The 14,400-nt window shown below is 67.2% G+C and carries 9 protein-coding genes and 1 pseudogene; 8 read left to right on the top strand and 2 right to left on the bottom strand.

The genetic code is table 11. The annotated features are described in order from the left end of the window. Nucleotides 1–5 precede the first annotated feature (5 nt). The 6 genes and pseudogenes from BLS81_RS13980 to BLS81_RS13955 all read left to right on the top strand — a co-directional run bounded on the left by BLS81_RS13980 (nucleotide 6) and on the right by BLS81_RS13955 (nucleotide 8,759). Nucleotides 6–1,565 (top strand): alpha-N-arabinofuranosidase, encoded by a 1,560-nt coding sequence (locus tag BLS81_RS13980; protein WP_093224774.1) that lies wholly within the window; start codon nucleotides 6–8, stop codon nucleotides 1,563–1,565. 102 nt (nucleotides 1,566–1,667) lie between these two features. Beyond that, nucleotides 1,668–2,699, top strand: a pseudogene (locus BLS81_RS13975) (family 43 glycosylhydrolase); the annotation flags it as partial. A gap of 5 nt (nucleotides 2,700–2,704) precedes the next feature. Continuing rightward, on the top strand, nucleotides 2,705–4,048 hold the full coding sequence (locus BLS81_RS13970) for a glycoside hydrolase family 27 protein (protein ID WP_093224770.1): 1,344 nt from the start codon (nucleotides 2,705–2,707) through the stop codon (nucleotides 4,046–4,048). A gap of 4 nt (nucleotides 4,049–4,052) precedes the next feature. Then, nucleotides 4,053–6,086 (top strand): MGH1-like glycoside hydrolase domain-containing protein, encoded by a 2,034-nt coding sequence (locus BLS81_RS13965; protein WP_093224768.1) that lies wholly within the window; start codon nucleotides 4,053–4,055, stop codon nucleotides 6,084–6,086. Nucleotides 6,087–6,152: 66 nt separating this feature from the next. Then, complete coding sequence (locus tag BLS81_RS13960) at nucleotides 6,153–7,778, top strand: M28 family metallopeptidase (protein WP_093224766.1); 1,626 nt, start codon at nucleotides 6,153–6,155, stop codon at nucleotides 7,776–7,778. A gap of 9 nt (nucleotides 7,779–7,787) precedes the next feature. Next, a complete protein-coding gene (locus BLS81_RS13955) occupies nucleotides 7,788–8,759 on the top strand; it encodes an agmatine deiminase family protein (RefSeq protein ID WP_093224764.1) in 972 nt (323 codons plus the stop codon). A 77-nt stretch (nucleotides 8,760–8,836) separates the two neighbouring features. Here BLS81_RS13955 and recF read toward each other — a convergent pair whose 3' ends face one another. Then, entirely contained in the window at nucleotides 8,837–9,994 is a 1,158-nt protein-coding gene (gene recF, locus BLS81_RS13950; protein WP_093224763.1) for a DNA replication/repair protein RecF, read from the bottom strand. Between the two features lie 102 nt (nucleotides 9,995–10,096). Between recF and BLS81_RS13945 the strand changes: the two genes are divergently transcribed. Next, entirely contained in the window at nucleotides 10,097–10,663 is a 567-nt protein-coding gene (locus tag BLS81_RS13945) for a carboxymuconolactone decarboxylase family protein (RefSeq protein WP_093224761.1), read from the top strand. Nucleotides 10,664–10,851: 188 nt separating this feature from the next. After that, a complete protein-coding gene (locus BLS81_RS13940; protein WP_256326242.1) occupies nucleotides 10,852–11,613 on the top strand; it encodes a hypothetical protein in 762 nt (253 codons plus the stop codon). 7 nt (nucleotides 11,614–11,620) lie between these two features. Here the strand turns inward: BLS81_RS13940 and BLS81_RS13935 are convergent, their stop codons facing one another. Next, complete coding sequence (locus BLS81_RS13935) at nucleotides 11,621–14,377, bottom strand: [protein-PII] uridylyltransferase (RefSeq protein WP_093224760.1); 2,757 nt, start codon at nucleotides 14,375–14,377, stop codon at nucleotides 11,621–11,623. Between the last annotated feature and the right edge of the window lie 23 nt (nucleotides 14,378–14,400).

The following is a 14,400-nucleotide window of genomic DNA, read 5'->3' as shown; positions in this document are numbered from 1 at the left end:
CGAGGATGAGAAGACTTTTACGCATGCTGCTGGGCGGTATCGCGATCGCCGGGGCGGCCACCGGGAGTGTGGCGCAGCAGGCAGCACCCGACACGGCGACGGTGACGCTGCACGGTGAGACGCCGGGGCCGATCTATGATCGTCACATCTTCACCCAGTTCGCGGAGCATCTCGGCAACGGCATCTATGGCGGGCTGTGGGTCGGCAAGAATTCGAAGATCCCCAACACGCGCGGCTTCCGCAACGACGTGGTCGGCGCGCTCAAGGAACTCGGCGTGCCGATGGTGCGCTGGCCGGGCGGCTGTTTCGCCGACGAATATCACTGGCGCGAAGGCATCGGCCCGCAGGCCAAGCGCCCGGTCAAGATCAACACGCATTGGGGCGGCGTCACCGAACCGAATGAGGTCGGCACCCACGAGTTCATGGACCTGATGGATCAGATCGGGTCCGAAGCGTACATCTCGGGCAATGTCGGCAATGGCACGCCGCGCGAAATGGCCGAGTGGGTCGAATATATGACCTCGCCCGCCGGCAGCCTGGCCGATGAGCGCGCGAGGAACGGCCACAAGGCGCCGTGGAAGGTGCCCTATTTCGGCATCGGCAACGAGCTGTGGGGCTGCGGCGGCAACATGAGCGCGGCCTATGCCGCCGATGAGACCAAGCGCTATGCCACCTTCGTCGTCGCGCCGGAGGGCACCCGAATTCTCAAGGTCGCATCGGGCGCCAACGGCGACGATTACAAGTGGACCGAAACCATGATGCGCGACGCCGCGAAGCAGATCGACGGCGTATCGCTCCATTATTACACGATGACGGGCGGCTGGCCGCCGAGCGCGTCGGCGACCGAATTCGACGAGGCCGGCTGGGCGCACACGCTTGCCGACGCGTCGCATATGGAAGAGCTCGTCGCCAAGCACAGCGCGATGATGGACAAGTTCGATCCGCAGAAGAAGCTGTTCCTCGCGGTCGATGAATGGGGCACCTGGTTCAAGGCGCAGGAGGGCACCAATCCCGGCTTCCTGCGCCAGCAGAACACGCTGCGCGACGCGCTGGTCGCCTCGGTCCATCTCGACATCTTCGCCAAGCATGCCGATCGCGTCCGTGTCACCGCGATCGCGCAGATGGTCAACGTGCTCCAGGCGATGATCCTCACCGACGGCGCCAAGATGGTGAAGACGCCGACCTATTACGTCTATGAGATGTACAAGCCCTACATGGACGCGACCGTGCTGCCGCTCGACATCAAGGCGCCGTGGTACAACAAGGACCAGTGGACGATGCCGGGCGTGTCCGCCTCAGCGGTGCGCGACAAGGCCGGCAAGGTCCACGTCGCGCTGTCGAACCTCGATCCGAACAAGCCCGCCACGGTCAGCGTCGCGCTTGGCGGAGTGAGCGCGAGCAGCGTCTCGGGCCGCATCCTCACCGCGGCGACGATGAACGCGCATAACGACTTCACGACGCCGAACGCCATCGCGCCCGCCGCCTTCACCGGTGCGCGGATCGACGGCACGACGCTGACGGTGGCGCTGCCGTCCAAGTCGGTGGTGATGCTCGACCTGCAATAGCCGGTGACGAGACGGCGCGGGCGGAAATCGTCCTCGCCGTCACCGCGCGGGCGCTCGCGGATTCCGCGAGCGCCCGCCAGACCCGCAAGCAGAGGATCGCACATGATTGAGCTGACCCGTCGTGGCTTCGTTGGTGGCGCGGCCGCCACGCTCGTCGCCGCCCCCGGCGCGGCGCGAATCCGGACAGAAGCGGCAATCACCAATCCGCTGGTCAGGAACCGCGCGGATGCGCAGATCTTCCGCCATACCGACGGCATTTACTACATGACCGGATCGGTGCCCGAATATGACCGGCTGGTCTTGCGCCGTGCGAAGACGCTCGCCGGGCTCGCGACCGCGTCGGAGCGAGTGGTATGGCGGCATGAAACGTCCGGGCCGATGTCGGGTTTCCTCTGGGCGCCTGAGCTGCATCTGGTCGACGGGCGCTGGACGATGTATTTCGCCGCTGGCCCCAGCGGCGGTGGCGAGGACGTGTTCCGCATCCGCACCTATGCGGTGGTGTGCGACGGGGCGGACCCGATGACGGGCAACTGGGCGGTGCTCGGCCAGCTTCAGACCGCATGGGACAGTTTCAATCTCGATTCGACCTCGTTCGTCCACAAGGGTCAGCGCTACCTGGCATGGGCGCAACGCGAGCCGGGGATCGACACCAACAGCAATCTCTACCTCGCGCCTTTGAAGACCCCGCTGACACTCGCCGCGCAGCAGGTGCGCTTGTCCGTCCCGACGCTCGACTGGGAAGTGCGCGGTTACAAGGTCAACGAGGCCCCGGCGGTACTGACACGCAACGGGCGTTTGTTCATGACCTATTCGGCGAGCGCCACGGATGCGCGCTATTGTTTCGGCATGCTGACCTGCCGCGAGGATGCGGACATCATGGACGCGGCGAATTGGTCGAAAGCACCGCTGCCGGTGTTCCGGTCGTCGCCCGCGCACAAGGTTTACGGCCCCGGCCACAACAGTTTCACCACCGACGAACGAGGTCGCGACATGCTGGTCTATCACGCGCGCGATTACGCCGAGATCAAGGGGGATCCCTTGTTCGATCCTAACCGCCACACCCGCGTACAGCCGATCCGCTACGCGCCGGACGGCACGCCCGATTTCGGCGCGCCGGTGGCCAACGGGGTGCTGCGGGTATGAGCGGTATCGATCGCCGCACGGTGCTCGTCGCCGGCGCGGCGGCGGTAGCTCTGCCGGGCGCCACCAGCGCCACGCCGCGCGCCGCCGCTTCGCTCGCGCCGAGGCCGCCGATGGGGTGGAATAGCTGGAACAGCTTCGCCACCACCATCACCGAGGCGCAGGCGATCGAGACCGCCGGCATCATGGCGGCAAAGCTGCTGCCCGCCGGCTACGACATCTTCACGGTCGATATCCAATGGTATGATCCCGACGCGAAGAGCTACGAGTATAACGCCAAGCCGGTGCCGGTGATCGACGCCAACGGCCGGCTGCTCCCTGCGTTGAATCGTTTCCCGTCGAGCGCTGGCGGTCTTGGCTTTGCCCCGCTCGCCGCACGGGTTCATGCGCTCGGCTTGCGGTTCGGCATCCATGTCATGCGCGGCATTCCCCGGCTCGCGGTCGAACGCAATCTGCCGGTGCTCGGCACGCAGTATCGCGCGCGCGATGTCGCCGACGTGACCAGCGTGTGTTCGTGGAACCCCGACATGTACGGCGTCGATATGCGCGAACCCGGCGCGCAAGCCTATTACGACAGCGTGTTCGCGCAATATGCGCGCTGGGGCGTCGATTTCGTCAAGGTCGACGACATGAGCCGCCCCTATGATGCGCATGCACCCGAGATCGAAGCGGTCGCGCTGGCGATCAAACGCTCGGGTCGCCCGATGGTGCTCAGCCTCTCGCCCGGCGAGACGCCGGTGATCCGCGCCGATCACGTCCGCCGTCATGCCGAGATGTGGCGGATCGCCGATGATTTTTGGGACGAATGGCCGCAGCTCACCGCGCAGTTCACCCGCTTCGAAACCTGGAGCCCGCATATCGGCGGCGGCCGCTGGCCCGATGGCGACATGCTGCCGCTCGGCCGGCTCGCGCTCGGCGCGCGCGATTCGCGTTTCACCCCCGACGAGCAACGCACGCTGATGACCTTATGGTCGATCGCGCGTTCGCCGCTCATTATGGGCGGCGATCTGCGCCACCTCGACGCGGCGACGCTGGCGCTGCTGACCAACCCCGAGGTGATCGCGGTCAACCAGGCGAGTTCGGACAACCGGCCGCACATCCTCGAAGACGGCACGCATCTGTGGAGCGCGACCGCACCCGCCGGCGGGCATTATGTCGCGCTGTTCAACACGTCGGGAAAGCCTCGCCGGGTGGCGCTGCCGCTCGATCGGCTCGGCGTGCGTGGCATGGTATCCGCGCGCGACCTGTGGGAACGGACGCCGCTCGCCGACATGACCGGGGCAGTGGCGCGGGATCTGCCCTCGCACGGCGCCAGCCTGTTGCACGTTCGCCAGCGGAGTTGAGCGGATGATCGCCCTGAAACGCAGGCTGCGGGCCGCGCTCCTTTGCGCAGCACCGCTCACGCTGATCGCCGCCGCGCCCGCGCCCGCCCCGCGGCTCGATCGCGACGCGATCCTCGCGCGGCAGTACGGCAACGACGCCGACTGGTATCGCGATCGCATCCCGCTGTTCGACAGCTCGGACGCGACGCTCGACGCGGTCTATTATTACCGCTGGCAGGTGTTCCGCGCACACCAGCGCGATCTCGGCGCCAAGGGGTTCATCTCCACCGAGTTCCTCAACGACGTGGGTTGGCAGCGCGAGCCCTATGCCAGCCTCAACGACGCCACCGCCTTCCACATCAACGAGGGGCGCTGGCTGCGCGACCGCCGCTTCGCCGACGATTATATCAATTTCCTCTATCTCGACGGCGGCAACGACCGTCATTTCAGCGAAAGCATCGCCGATGCGGTGTGGGGCCGCTACCTCGTCGATCACGACCGCGACGGCGCGGTGCGGCTGCTGCCGGCGATGCGGCTGGTGTACGGCCTGTGGGACGATCGCTTCGACTTCACCAAGGGGCTGTACTGGATCGAGCCGCTGCTCGACGCGACCGAATATACGATCTCGTCGATCGATGCGTCGGGCGGCAAGGACGGGTTTCGCGGCGGCGATGCGTTCCGCCCGTCGATCAACAGCTTCCAATATGCCAATGCGATGGCGATCAGCCGGCTGTCGGCGCTCGCGGGCGACACCGCGACGGCGGCGGACTATGCCGCGCGCGCCGAGCGGTTGCGCGGTCGCGTGCTCGATGCGTTGTGGAGCGACAGGTTCGGCCATTTCATCGACCGCTACAAGGTCAGCAACGATCATGTGAAATACTGGGATCAGATCCGCGGCCGCGAGCTGGTCGGCTATTTGCCCTGGACGTTCGGGCTGATCGGCGCCGACGCCAAGTTCGATCGCGCCTGGACGCATATCCTGTCGACGAACGAGCTCGCCGGCCCCGCCGGGCTGCGCACCACCGAGCCGAGCTACCAATATTACATGCGGCAATACCGCTATGACGCCGCGACCGCCTTGCGCGAATGCCAGTGGAACGGGCCGGTGTGGCCGTTCCAGACCACGCAGGTGCTGACCGGGCTCGCCAACCGCCTCCATGCTGGACCGGACGGCACGATCGGGCGCGGCGATTACCTGCGGCTGCTGCGCCAATATGCGCGGATGCACTATCAGGGCGACCGGCTCGATCTGGAGGAAGATTACGATCCCGCCACCGGCAAGCCGATTGTCGGGCTGCCGCGCAGCCACCATTATTTCCACAGCGGCTTCGACGATCTGGTGATCTCCGGCCTCGCCGGCATCACGCCGCAGCCCGGCGACAGCGTCGTGGTCGATCCGCTGCTGCCCGCCAAGAATCGCGCCAGGGATCGCCTCCGCTGGTTCGCGGCGCAGGACGTGCCGTATCACGGCCGGCTGCTGTCGGTGGTCTATGACGAAGACGGGCGGCGGTATCGCGGCGGTGCGGGTCTGCGCGTCTATGTCGATGGCGCGCTGGCGGCATCGCGCCCGACGCTCGGCAAGCTGGTCGTGCCGGTCGCGGCCAAGGCCAATCCACCGGTGGATCGGCCGATCGCCCAGTCGATCAGTCTCGTCCGCACCGATTACCCAAAGCCGAGCGCATCGAGCGGCACCGATCCCGAGCGGCTGCACCAGGGTATCGACGGGCGCGTGTGGTTCATGCCCGAACTGCCCAACGGCTGGGATTCGACCGGCGCGGCGCAGGACGAATGGTTCGCGGTCGATTTCGGCAAGCCGGTCACGCTCGGGCGCGGCGAAGTGTCGTTCTTCGCGGGCGGTGCGTTCGGAGCACCGGACAGCTACCGGCTCGAATATCGTGTCGATGGCGCATGGCGACCGCTCGACACGCGCGGCGCGGCACCGCGCGCGAACGCCACCGATACGCTCACCTGGCAGCCGGTCCGCACCGATGCGATCCGCCTCGCGATCCGCAAGCCGCAGGGCAAGCAAGTCCGTCTCGCCGAGCTGAAGCTGTTCTGACCGGCGCGCGTTGCGCTCGGCGCGGCGCGCTGCCAAGACAGGCGCATCCTCTTCAGCGGAGTTCGTATGCGCGCCCTTCTGCTCGGCCTGACGTTCCTTGCCGCCCCTGCGCTCGCGCAGGCCCCCGCCATTTCGGTGCAGACGCTCGAGGACGTGACCAAGACGCTCTCGTCCGACGCGTTCGAGGGGCGCAAGCCGACCACGCCGGCTGAGGACAAGACCACCGCCTATATCGTCGAGCGCTTCAAGGCGGCTGGGCTCAAGCCCGGCGTCGATGGCGGCTGGTTCCAGAACGTGCCGCTGGTCGAGACCACCGCGACCAATGTCGCGCCGCTGACGATCACCGGCGGCAAGACCCCGCTCCGCCTCGCGTACCGCACCGACATGGTCGTGAAGACCTTCCGCGTCGCGCCACATATCGCGGTGAAGGACAGTGACGTCGTGTTCGTCGGCTATGGCATCACCGCGCCCGAGCGTGGCTGGAACGACTATGCCGGCGTGGATGTGAAGGGCAAGACCGTCATCATCCTCGTCAACGATCCCGACTGGCAATCGCCCGAGCGCACCGGTGTGTTCGAGGGCAAGGCGATGACCTATTACGGCCGCTGGACCTACAAGTACGAAGAGGCGGCGCGGCAGGGTGCGGCGGCGGCGATCATCGTCCACGATACCGAGCCGGCCGCCTATGGCTGGGGCGTCGTCCAGTCGAGCAACACCGGGCCGCAGCTCGAACTCGACGAGAAGGGCGACCATATGGGCGAAAGCGCGGCGGTCGGCTGGGTCCAGCTCGACAAAGCCAAGGCGCTGTTCGCGAGCGCGGGCCAGGATTTCGCCGCGCTGACCGAGGCCGCCAAGCACAAGGGCTTCCGCGCGGTGCCGCTCGGCGTCAAGGCGTCGGTGTCGTTCGACAACACCATCCGGCGGCAGGCGTCGAAGAACGTGGTCGGCATCCTGCCCGGCACGTCCGCGCCGAACGAATATGTCCTCTACAGCGCGCATTGGGATCATCTCGGCCACTGTGACGCCGTGAAGGGTGATGGCATCTGCAACGGCGCGCTCGACAATGCGAGCGGCGTCGCTGGCCTCGTCGCGCTCGCCGAGGCGCAGGTGAAGGCCGGGCCGGCCAAGCGATCGATCGTGTTCCTGTCGGTGACCGCCGAGGAAGCGGGGCTGCTCGGCTCGCGCTATTATGCCGAGCATCCGGTGTATCCGCTCGCGCGCACCGTCGGCGGGGTCAACATGGACGTGCTCAACGTGAAGGGCCGCACCCATGATTTCGAGATCACCGGCGCGGGCAAATCCGAACTCGAAGACATGATGAAGACTTTGGTCGAAGCGCAGGGCAGGGTGGTCAAGCCCGAGCCTAACCCGGAGCGCGGCAGCTATTTCAGATCGGACCATTTCAGCTTCGCCAAGCTCGGCGTGCCGATGTTCGATGGCGGCGCGGGCGAGGATCTGGTGGTGGGCGGCGAGGCCGCCGGCCACGCCGCGACGCTCGACTATATCGCCAACCGCTATCACAAGCCGCAGGACGAATATAATCCCGCCTGGGATTGGTCGGGCGCGGTCGAGGATCTCACCCTATATTATCGGCTGGGCCGCGAACTCGCCGATGGCGACGCTTGGCCCAATTGGTACAAGACCGCCGAATTCCGCGCGATTCGCGACAAGCAGCGTGCGGCCGCGCAATAGGAATCCCGAATGATGACTATCGTACCCCCCGCCGAATGGGCGCCGCACACTGCCGTCTGGATCGGTTTCCCGAGCCACCCCGAATTGTGGGAAGAGGATCTCGAACCGGCGCGCGAGGAAGTCGCCGCGTTCGGCCGTGCGGTCCACGCCGGGGGCAAGGGCGAGCGCGTGATCCTGGTCGCCGCCGATGACGCGGCGGCACAGGCTGCGGCGCAGATCGCCGGCGACTATGCCGAAGTGGTGGTTCAGCCGTTCGGCGACATCTGGCTGCGCGACACCGGGCCGATCCTGCTCGGCGACGGCAGCGCGCGGTCGTTCCGCTTCAACGGCTGGGGCGGCAAATACGACCTGCCCGGTGACGATGACGTCGGGCTGCGGCTGGCGGCGACGATCGACGCACCGGTCGAGCGGCGCGACTGGGTGCTCGAAGGCGGCGCGATCGACGGCGATGGCACCGGCCGCCTCGTCACCACCGCGCAATGCCTGCTCAACCCGAACCGCAATCCTGACCTGAGCAAGGACGAGATCGCCGCGCGGTTGCGCGACGATCTGGGCTTCAGCGACATCCTGTGGCTCGGTGACGGGCTGCTCAACGACCATACCGACGGCCATGTCGACAACCTCGCGCGGTTCGTCGCGCCGGGCGTGGTGGCGATTCCGCAAGCGGCCGAGGATGATCCGAACGCGGCGGTGTACCGCACGGCCGCCGAGGCGGCGGTGGCGGCGGGCCTCACGGTCGCGCCGATCCCCTCACCGGGGCGCGTGCTGCGCGACGACGAGATCGTGCCGGCGAGCTATATGAACTTCTACATCGGCAACGCCGCGGTCGTCGTGCCGCTCTACGGCGCGCCCAACGACGATGCTGCGGTGGCGGCGATACAGGCGCTGTTCCCGGATCGCGAGGTAGTGGGGCTGCGCGCCGACGCGATCCTCACCGGAGGCGGCAGCTTCCACTGCATCAGCCAGCAGATTCCGGCCTGAACACCTCCCGTTCGTCCCGAGCGACGCCGAGGGCCGCATCGCAGTGCGGCGCCTCTGCCCGCAGCGGCTCAGGGCATTCAGCGCACGAACGGCAGCGCTACGTGCGAGGCTTCGCCATGCAGTTCCGCGAACAGCGCCGCCTCCGTGCCGGTCATCCACACCTGTCCCTTGCCCGCCAGCGCCGCGAACAAGGCGGCGCGACGGCGCGGATCGAGGTGCGCGGCGACTTCGTCTAGCAGCAGCACCGGATGCCGCCCGGTGCGCTCCGCCACGAGCTCCGCATGCGCGAGCACGATACCGAGCAACAGCGCCTTCTGTTCGCCAGTCGAGCATAAGGCGGCGGGCTGGGCCTTGCCGAGATGGCTGACCGCGAGATCGGTGCGGTGCGGGCCGATCAACGTCCGGCCCGCCGCCATGTCGCGCCGCCGCCCGGTGGCGAGATCGCCGGCGAGCGTTTCGCCGGCGCCGGTCCAGCCTTCCAGCGCGAGCCCGGCGCGCGCGAACGGTCCGTCGGGTTGCTCGGCAAGCCGAAGGCCGAGCGCGGCGACCGTCTCGCGCCGTGCCGTATCGATAGCGGCGCCATGCTCGGCCATCTGCGCCTCCAGCGCGGCGATCCAATCGGCATCGAGCGGCGCGCCCTCCGATGCTTCGCCGAGCAGCCGGTTGCGCGCGCGCATCGCCGCATCGTAACGGCTGCTATGGACGGCATGGCCCGGCGCGAGTGCCAGCGTGAGGCGATCGAGAAAGCGGCGGCGTTCGGACGCAGGCTCGACGAACAGCCGGTCCATCGCCGGGGTCAGCCAAAGCACCGTCAGCCATTCGGCGAGCGCGGTGGCGGGAGCGGTCGCACCCTGAATGCGTACGATCCGCCGTTCGGGCGCGGTGGCGATCGTGCCGGTGGCGATCGAAATCTCTCCTCCCGCAGGATCCTCCGCTCCCGCCTGTCCGCCTCGTGACAAGCCCTCCCCTAGCCCCTCCCACACGTGGGAGGGGGATTGGGGGTGCGTCGTCTCCAGCGTCGCCGCGACGCCGAACCCGCCCTTGCCGCCTTGCCGCGCCATTTCACCGAGCGGTGCCGCGCGTAATCCGCGTCCCGGCGCAAGCAGCGACACCGCCTCGATGACGTTGGTCTTGCCCGCGCCATTCTCGCCGGTCAGCACCACGAAGCCGCCGCCGGGCACGAGCGTGAGATCGGCGTGGTTGCGGAAATCGGTGAGGACGAGGCGTGACAGCATCCTCCGGGCCTTAGCGGTTTTCGCGACCATGACGCCAGTTTCACGCAACCGCCGCACCGAAGCGGCTATAGCGCGAGTCGCCTCAGCCCAAGGAGACCGCCCGTGCGCTTGCCATTGATCGCCCCCGCCGACCTGACCGATGCTCAAAAGCCGCTCTATGAGGACATGAAGGCGGGCATCGCCACCAACTTCAATGACTTCAAGGTGCTCGCCGACGATGGCGCGCTGATGGGACCGTGGAACCCGTGGCTGCACGAGCCCGTGATCGGCAAGGCGGTGTGGGATCTCACCAAGGCGATGTCGATGCAGGCGACCTTGCCCGATCCGGCCCGCCAGATCGCGATCCTGGTGACGGGCGCGCATTTCAATGCCGCCTATGAAATCTACGCGCATATCGCCGTCGCCGAACGCGAGAAGATGAGCGCCGCGCGACTCTCCGCGCTGTGTGCCAACATCAAGCCCGCTGATCTCGACCGCCAAGAGAGCGTCGCTTATGATGTCGCCTTCGCGCTGGTGAACGGCGGCGTGCTGCCCGAACCCTGCTATGCGCTCGCCATCGACACGTTCGGCCAGCATGGCGCCAACGAGTTGATTTACCTGGTCGGCCTGTATGCGTTGGTATCGATGACGCTCAACGGCTTCAACGTGCCGGTGCCCGAACGCGAGTGATCGCCATAACCTGGACGCGAGCGCGGCCGACGTGACGGGAACGTCATTTCACCGTCGCCTCGCATCCATGTAAGGCGGCATATGCGTTGCGGCGCACAATCCTGCCTCCTATGGCTCGGTGATCCGTTGACGTGACGGACGCCGGGTCACGGTGCGCGTCGAAACGGGGCGTTGGGTCTTTTACGCGAATGGCGGCAAGCGATTACGATTATTGGCGATGGCACGATCCGTCGTTCCGGCGGCGCGCTATCGCGTTCGGGCTGGCGCTCGCGCTCGAATTGCTCATCGCCTTGTTGGTCGTGCTGTGGAGCATGCAACGCCCGGCGCCGCCGGCACCCAAGCCGAGCGAGCTTCGGGTGTTCGTGCCCTCGGAACTCCCGGACCCCGCCAAGCAGGCCGCCGCCAAAGGGCCGAAGTCGCCGGTGCAACATGCTGCCAAGGCGACTGCGCCCAAGATCACCAAGCCCAAGCCCGAAATCACGCCGCCGGTCCCGCCCGTGCCCGTGCCGCCGAAGATGATCACGCTGAGCCAGGACGATTACGCCGCAACCGACATCTCGAAGCTGCCGACGCACGGCAGCGACAGCGGCGATGACAAAGCGAGCGGCGGCAATAATGGCGGCGCGGCCTATGGGCCGGGCGACGGGCCGGGGGGCCAGCGGCTGTTCAACGCGGAATGGTATCGCGAACCGACCGACGCCGAACTCGGCGGCTACATGCCCAAGGTCGACAATCCCGAATATGCCGACATCGCCTGCCAGACGATCGCCAACTACCATGTCGATAACTGCCGCTCGCTGGGCGAATCGCCAATCGGTTCGGGGCTGGCGCGCGCAATGCGGCTCGCCTCCTGGCAGTTCCTCGTCCGCCCGCCGCGTGTCGGGGGCAAGCCGATGGTCGGCGCGTGGGTGCGAATCCACATCTACTTCACCCGGCGCGAGGCGAAGTAGCGCCCGCTCAGGCGGCAGTGCGTAACTTCTCCCCGCTCGCGGCGACGAGCAGACGGCGTTCGATGCCGCGCAGCCGGGTGGCGTTGGAAATCTTCTCGCCGGTCAGGTCGGTCAGATAGAAGGTATCGACCGCGCGCTCGCCATAGGTGGCAACGTGCGCCGAGTGGATCGTCACCTTCGAATCGAACAGAGCGTGGGCAAGCTGATGGAGCAGCGCCGGCCGGTCGCGCGCGTTGACCTCGATCACGGTGAAGCGGTTCGATGCCTTGTTCTCGATCAGCACGTTGGGCGCGATCGGGAAGGCAGTCGCACGCGGCCGTGACAGCGGCTTGGCGAGCAGTTTGTCGACCAGCCGCCCGCCGCGTGCGGCGAGCGCGTCCTCGATTCCCATCCGCAGCCGCTTGAGCTGCATGTCGTCCTCGAACGGTCCGCCCATCGGGTCTTGCACGACGAAATTGTCGAGCGCCATGCCGTCGCGGGTGGTGTGGATGCGCGCGTCGATGATGTTGCCGCCCGCGAGGCTGATCGCGCCGGCGATGCGGTAGAACAGTCCGGGATGGTCGGCGGCGTAGACCGAGACGAGCGTCGCGCCGCGATCGGGATCGGGCCGGGTGTCGATCGAAAGCTGGGCCGCGCCGGCGCGATCGACCAGATGCGCGTTCTGCACCAGTACCTCGTCGGGTTCCGCCACCCAATAGGGATCGGGCATGCGCCGAAGCAGGGCGGCGAACTTCGCGTCGTCCCAGTCGAGCGCCGCGCGCAGACTGGCCTGTTTCGCCGCGATCCGCTCTTCACGGCCCTTCTGCTTGTGCCCCAGCCGCAGCACCTCCTCCGCCGATTCGTACAGATCGGTCAGCAACTGCCGCTTCCAGCTATTCCATACGCCGGGGCCGACCGCGCGGATATCGACGACGGTGAGCAACAGCAGCAGCCGCAGCCGTTCCGGGCTCTGGACCGTTTCGGCGAAGTCTAGGATCGTCTTGAAGTCCGACAGGTCGCGCTTGAACGCGGTGGCGGACATCAGCAGATGATAGCGCACCAGCCAGGCGACCGTTTCGGTCTCCGCCTCGCTCATCCCCAGCCGCGGGCACAGCCGATGTGCGACCTCCGCGCCGAGGATCGAGTGATCGCCGCCGCGCCCTTTGGCGATATCGTGGAGCAGCACCGCGACATATAGCGCGCGGCGGGACACGATCTGGTCGAACACCGCGCTCGCGAGCGGATGATCGTCGGCGAGCGTCTGCTTCTCGATCGCCGACAACAGCCCGATCGCGCGAATGGTATGCTCATCCACGGTGTAATGGTGGTACATGTCGAACTGCATCTGCGCGACGACGCGGCCGAAATCGGGAATGAAGCGACCGAACACGCCCGCCTCGTTCATCCAGCGCAGCACGGTCTCGGGGTCGCGCTGCGAGGCCAGCACGTCGAGGAACAGCGCGTTGGCGCGCGGTTCCTGCCGGATGTCGTCGGCGAGCTTGGCGTCGCGCGCGGCGGTGCGCATCGTCAGCGGGTGAATTTCGAGCCCGTTCTGGTCGGCGAGCGCGAAGAGTTCGATCAGCCGCACGGGATCGGCCTGGAAGAAATCGTCCGACGGGATCGCGAGCCGGCCGCGCTCGATCACGAAGCCGTGCAGCTTGCGCGGTGCCCGGCCGCGGCCGAGCATCGGCAGCCCGAAGCGCCGGCCGCGCGCGGCGAACTTCTCGTCGAGATGCGCGAGGAACACACCCGTCAGGTCGCCGACGCGCTTCGCCTGCAGAAAGTAATAATGCATGAAGCGCTCGACCTTGGACTTTCCGGTACGGTCGGCGAAGCGCATGCGACGGGCGATCTCGGCCTGCATGTCGAAAGTGAGCCGGTCCTCGGCGCGCCGCGCGATGCTGTGCAGGTGGCAACGCACCGCCCACAGGAAATTCTCGGCGCGGTTGAACTGGCGATATTCGGCGCGGCTGAGCAACCCGGCCTCGACCAGCTCGCCCGGTTCGGACACGTTGTAGGCGTATTTGCCGATCCAGAAGAGCGTGTGGAGGTCGCGCAGGCCGCCCTTGGCCTCCTTGACGTTGGGTTCGACCGCATAGCGCGTGTCGCCCATCCGCTTGTGGCGGGTGTTCCGCTCGGCAAGCTTCTCGGCGATGAAGCTGCGCACCGTATCGGCCTGCACCTCGACCTTGAAGCGCCGTGCGGCCTCGTCATAGAGCGGCTGGTCGCCCCAGACATAGCGCGCCTCCAGAAGCGCGGTGCGGATGGTTACGTCGCTTTTCGCCTGGCGTACCATCTCGTCGAGCGAGCGGCTCGAATGGCCCACCTTGAGCCCGAGATCCCACAGCGCATAGAGCATCGATTCGATGACCTGCTCCGCCCACGCCGTCTGCTCCCAGGGGGTGAGGAAGCCGATATCGACGTCCGAATAGGGTGCCATTTCGCCGCGCCCATAGCCGCCGACCGCGATCACGGTGAGGCGCTCGGCCGCGGTCGGATTGTGGACCGGGTACAGCCGCTGGGTGGTGAAATCATAGAGCAGCCGGATCAACTGATCGACCAGGAACGCCTGCGCGGCGGCGATCTCCAGCCCGCGCGAGGGGTACTCGATCAGCCGCCGTCCGATTTCGGTACGGCCGGCATCAAGCGCGGCCTTCAGGAGCGCGGTGCCGGCGGCGCGCAGCGGCACCGGATCGCTCCCCTCAAGCGCGGCGAGCGCATCGGCGAGGGCGCGCCGGTCGATGATCGCGCGGCGTTGCGGGAGGGAGTCGAAACGGGCTGGCATGCAGCCGGGATAGAGGCTTGGGA

The sequence above is a fragment of the Sphingomonas sp. NFR15 genome, assembly GCF_900103265.1.
Lineage (GTDB): Bacteria > Pseudomonadota > Alphaproteobacteria > Sphingomonadales > Sphingomonadaceae > Sphingomonas > Sphingomonas pollutisoli.
The sequence above is the reverse complement of the archived record's forward strand: the minus strand, read 5'-3'. Positions and strand labels throughout refer to the sequence as shown.

Coding starts and splice junctions, on each gene's coding strand:
- BLS81_RS13980 (WP_093224774.1), top strand. CDS start 6: ATGAGAAGACTTTTACGCATGCTGCTGGGCGGTATCGCGATCGCCGGG.
- BLS81_RS13970 (WP_093224770.1), top strand. CDS start 2,705: ATGAGCGGTATCGATCGCCGCACGGTGCTCGTCGCCGGCGCGGCGGCG.
- BLS81_RS13965 (WP_093224768.1), top strand. CDS start 4,053: ATGATCGCCCTGAAACGCAGGCTGCGGGCCGCGCTCCTTTGCGCAGCA.
- BLS81_RS13960 (WP_093224766.1), top strand. CDS start 6,153: ATGCGCGCCCTTCTGCTCGGCCTGACGTTCCTTGCCGCCCCTGCGCTC.
- BLS81_RS13955 (WP_093224764.1), top strand. CDS start 7,788: ATGATGACTATCGTACCCCCCGCCGAATGGGCGCCGCACACTGCCGTC.
- recF (WP_093224763.1), bottom strand. CDS start 9,994: ATGCTGTCACGCCTCGTCCTCACCGATTTCCGCAACCACGCCGATCTC.
- BLS81_RS13940 (WP_256326242.1), top strand. CDS start 10,852: ATGGCGGCAAGCGATTACGATTATTGGCGATGGCACGATCCGTCGTTC.
- BLS81_RS13935 (WP_093224760.1), bottom strand. CDS start 14,377: ATGCCAGCCCGTTTCGACTCCCTCCCGCAACGCCGCGCGATCATCGAC.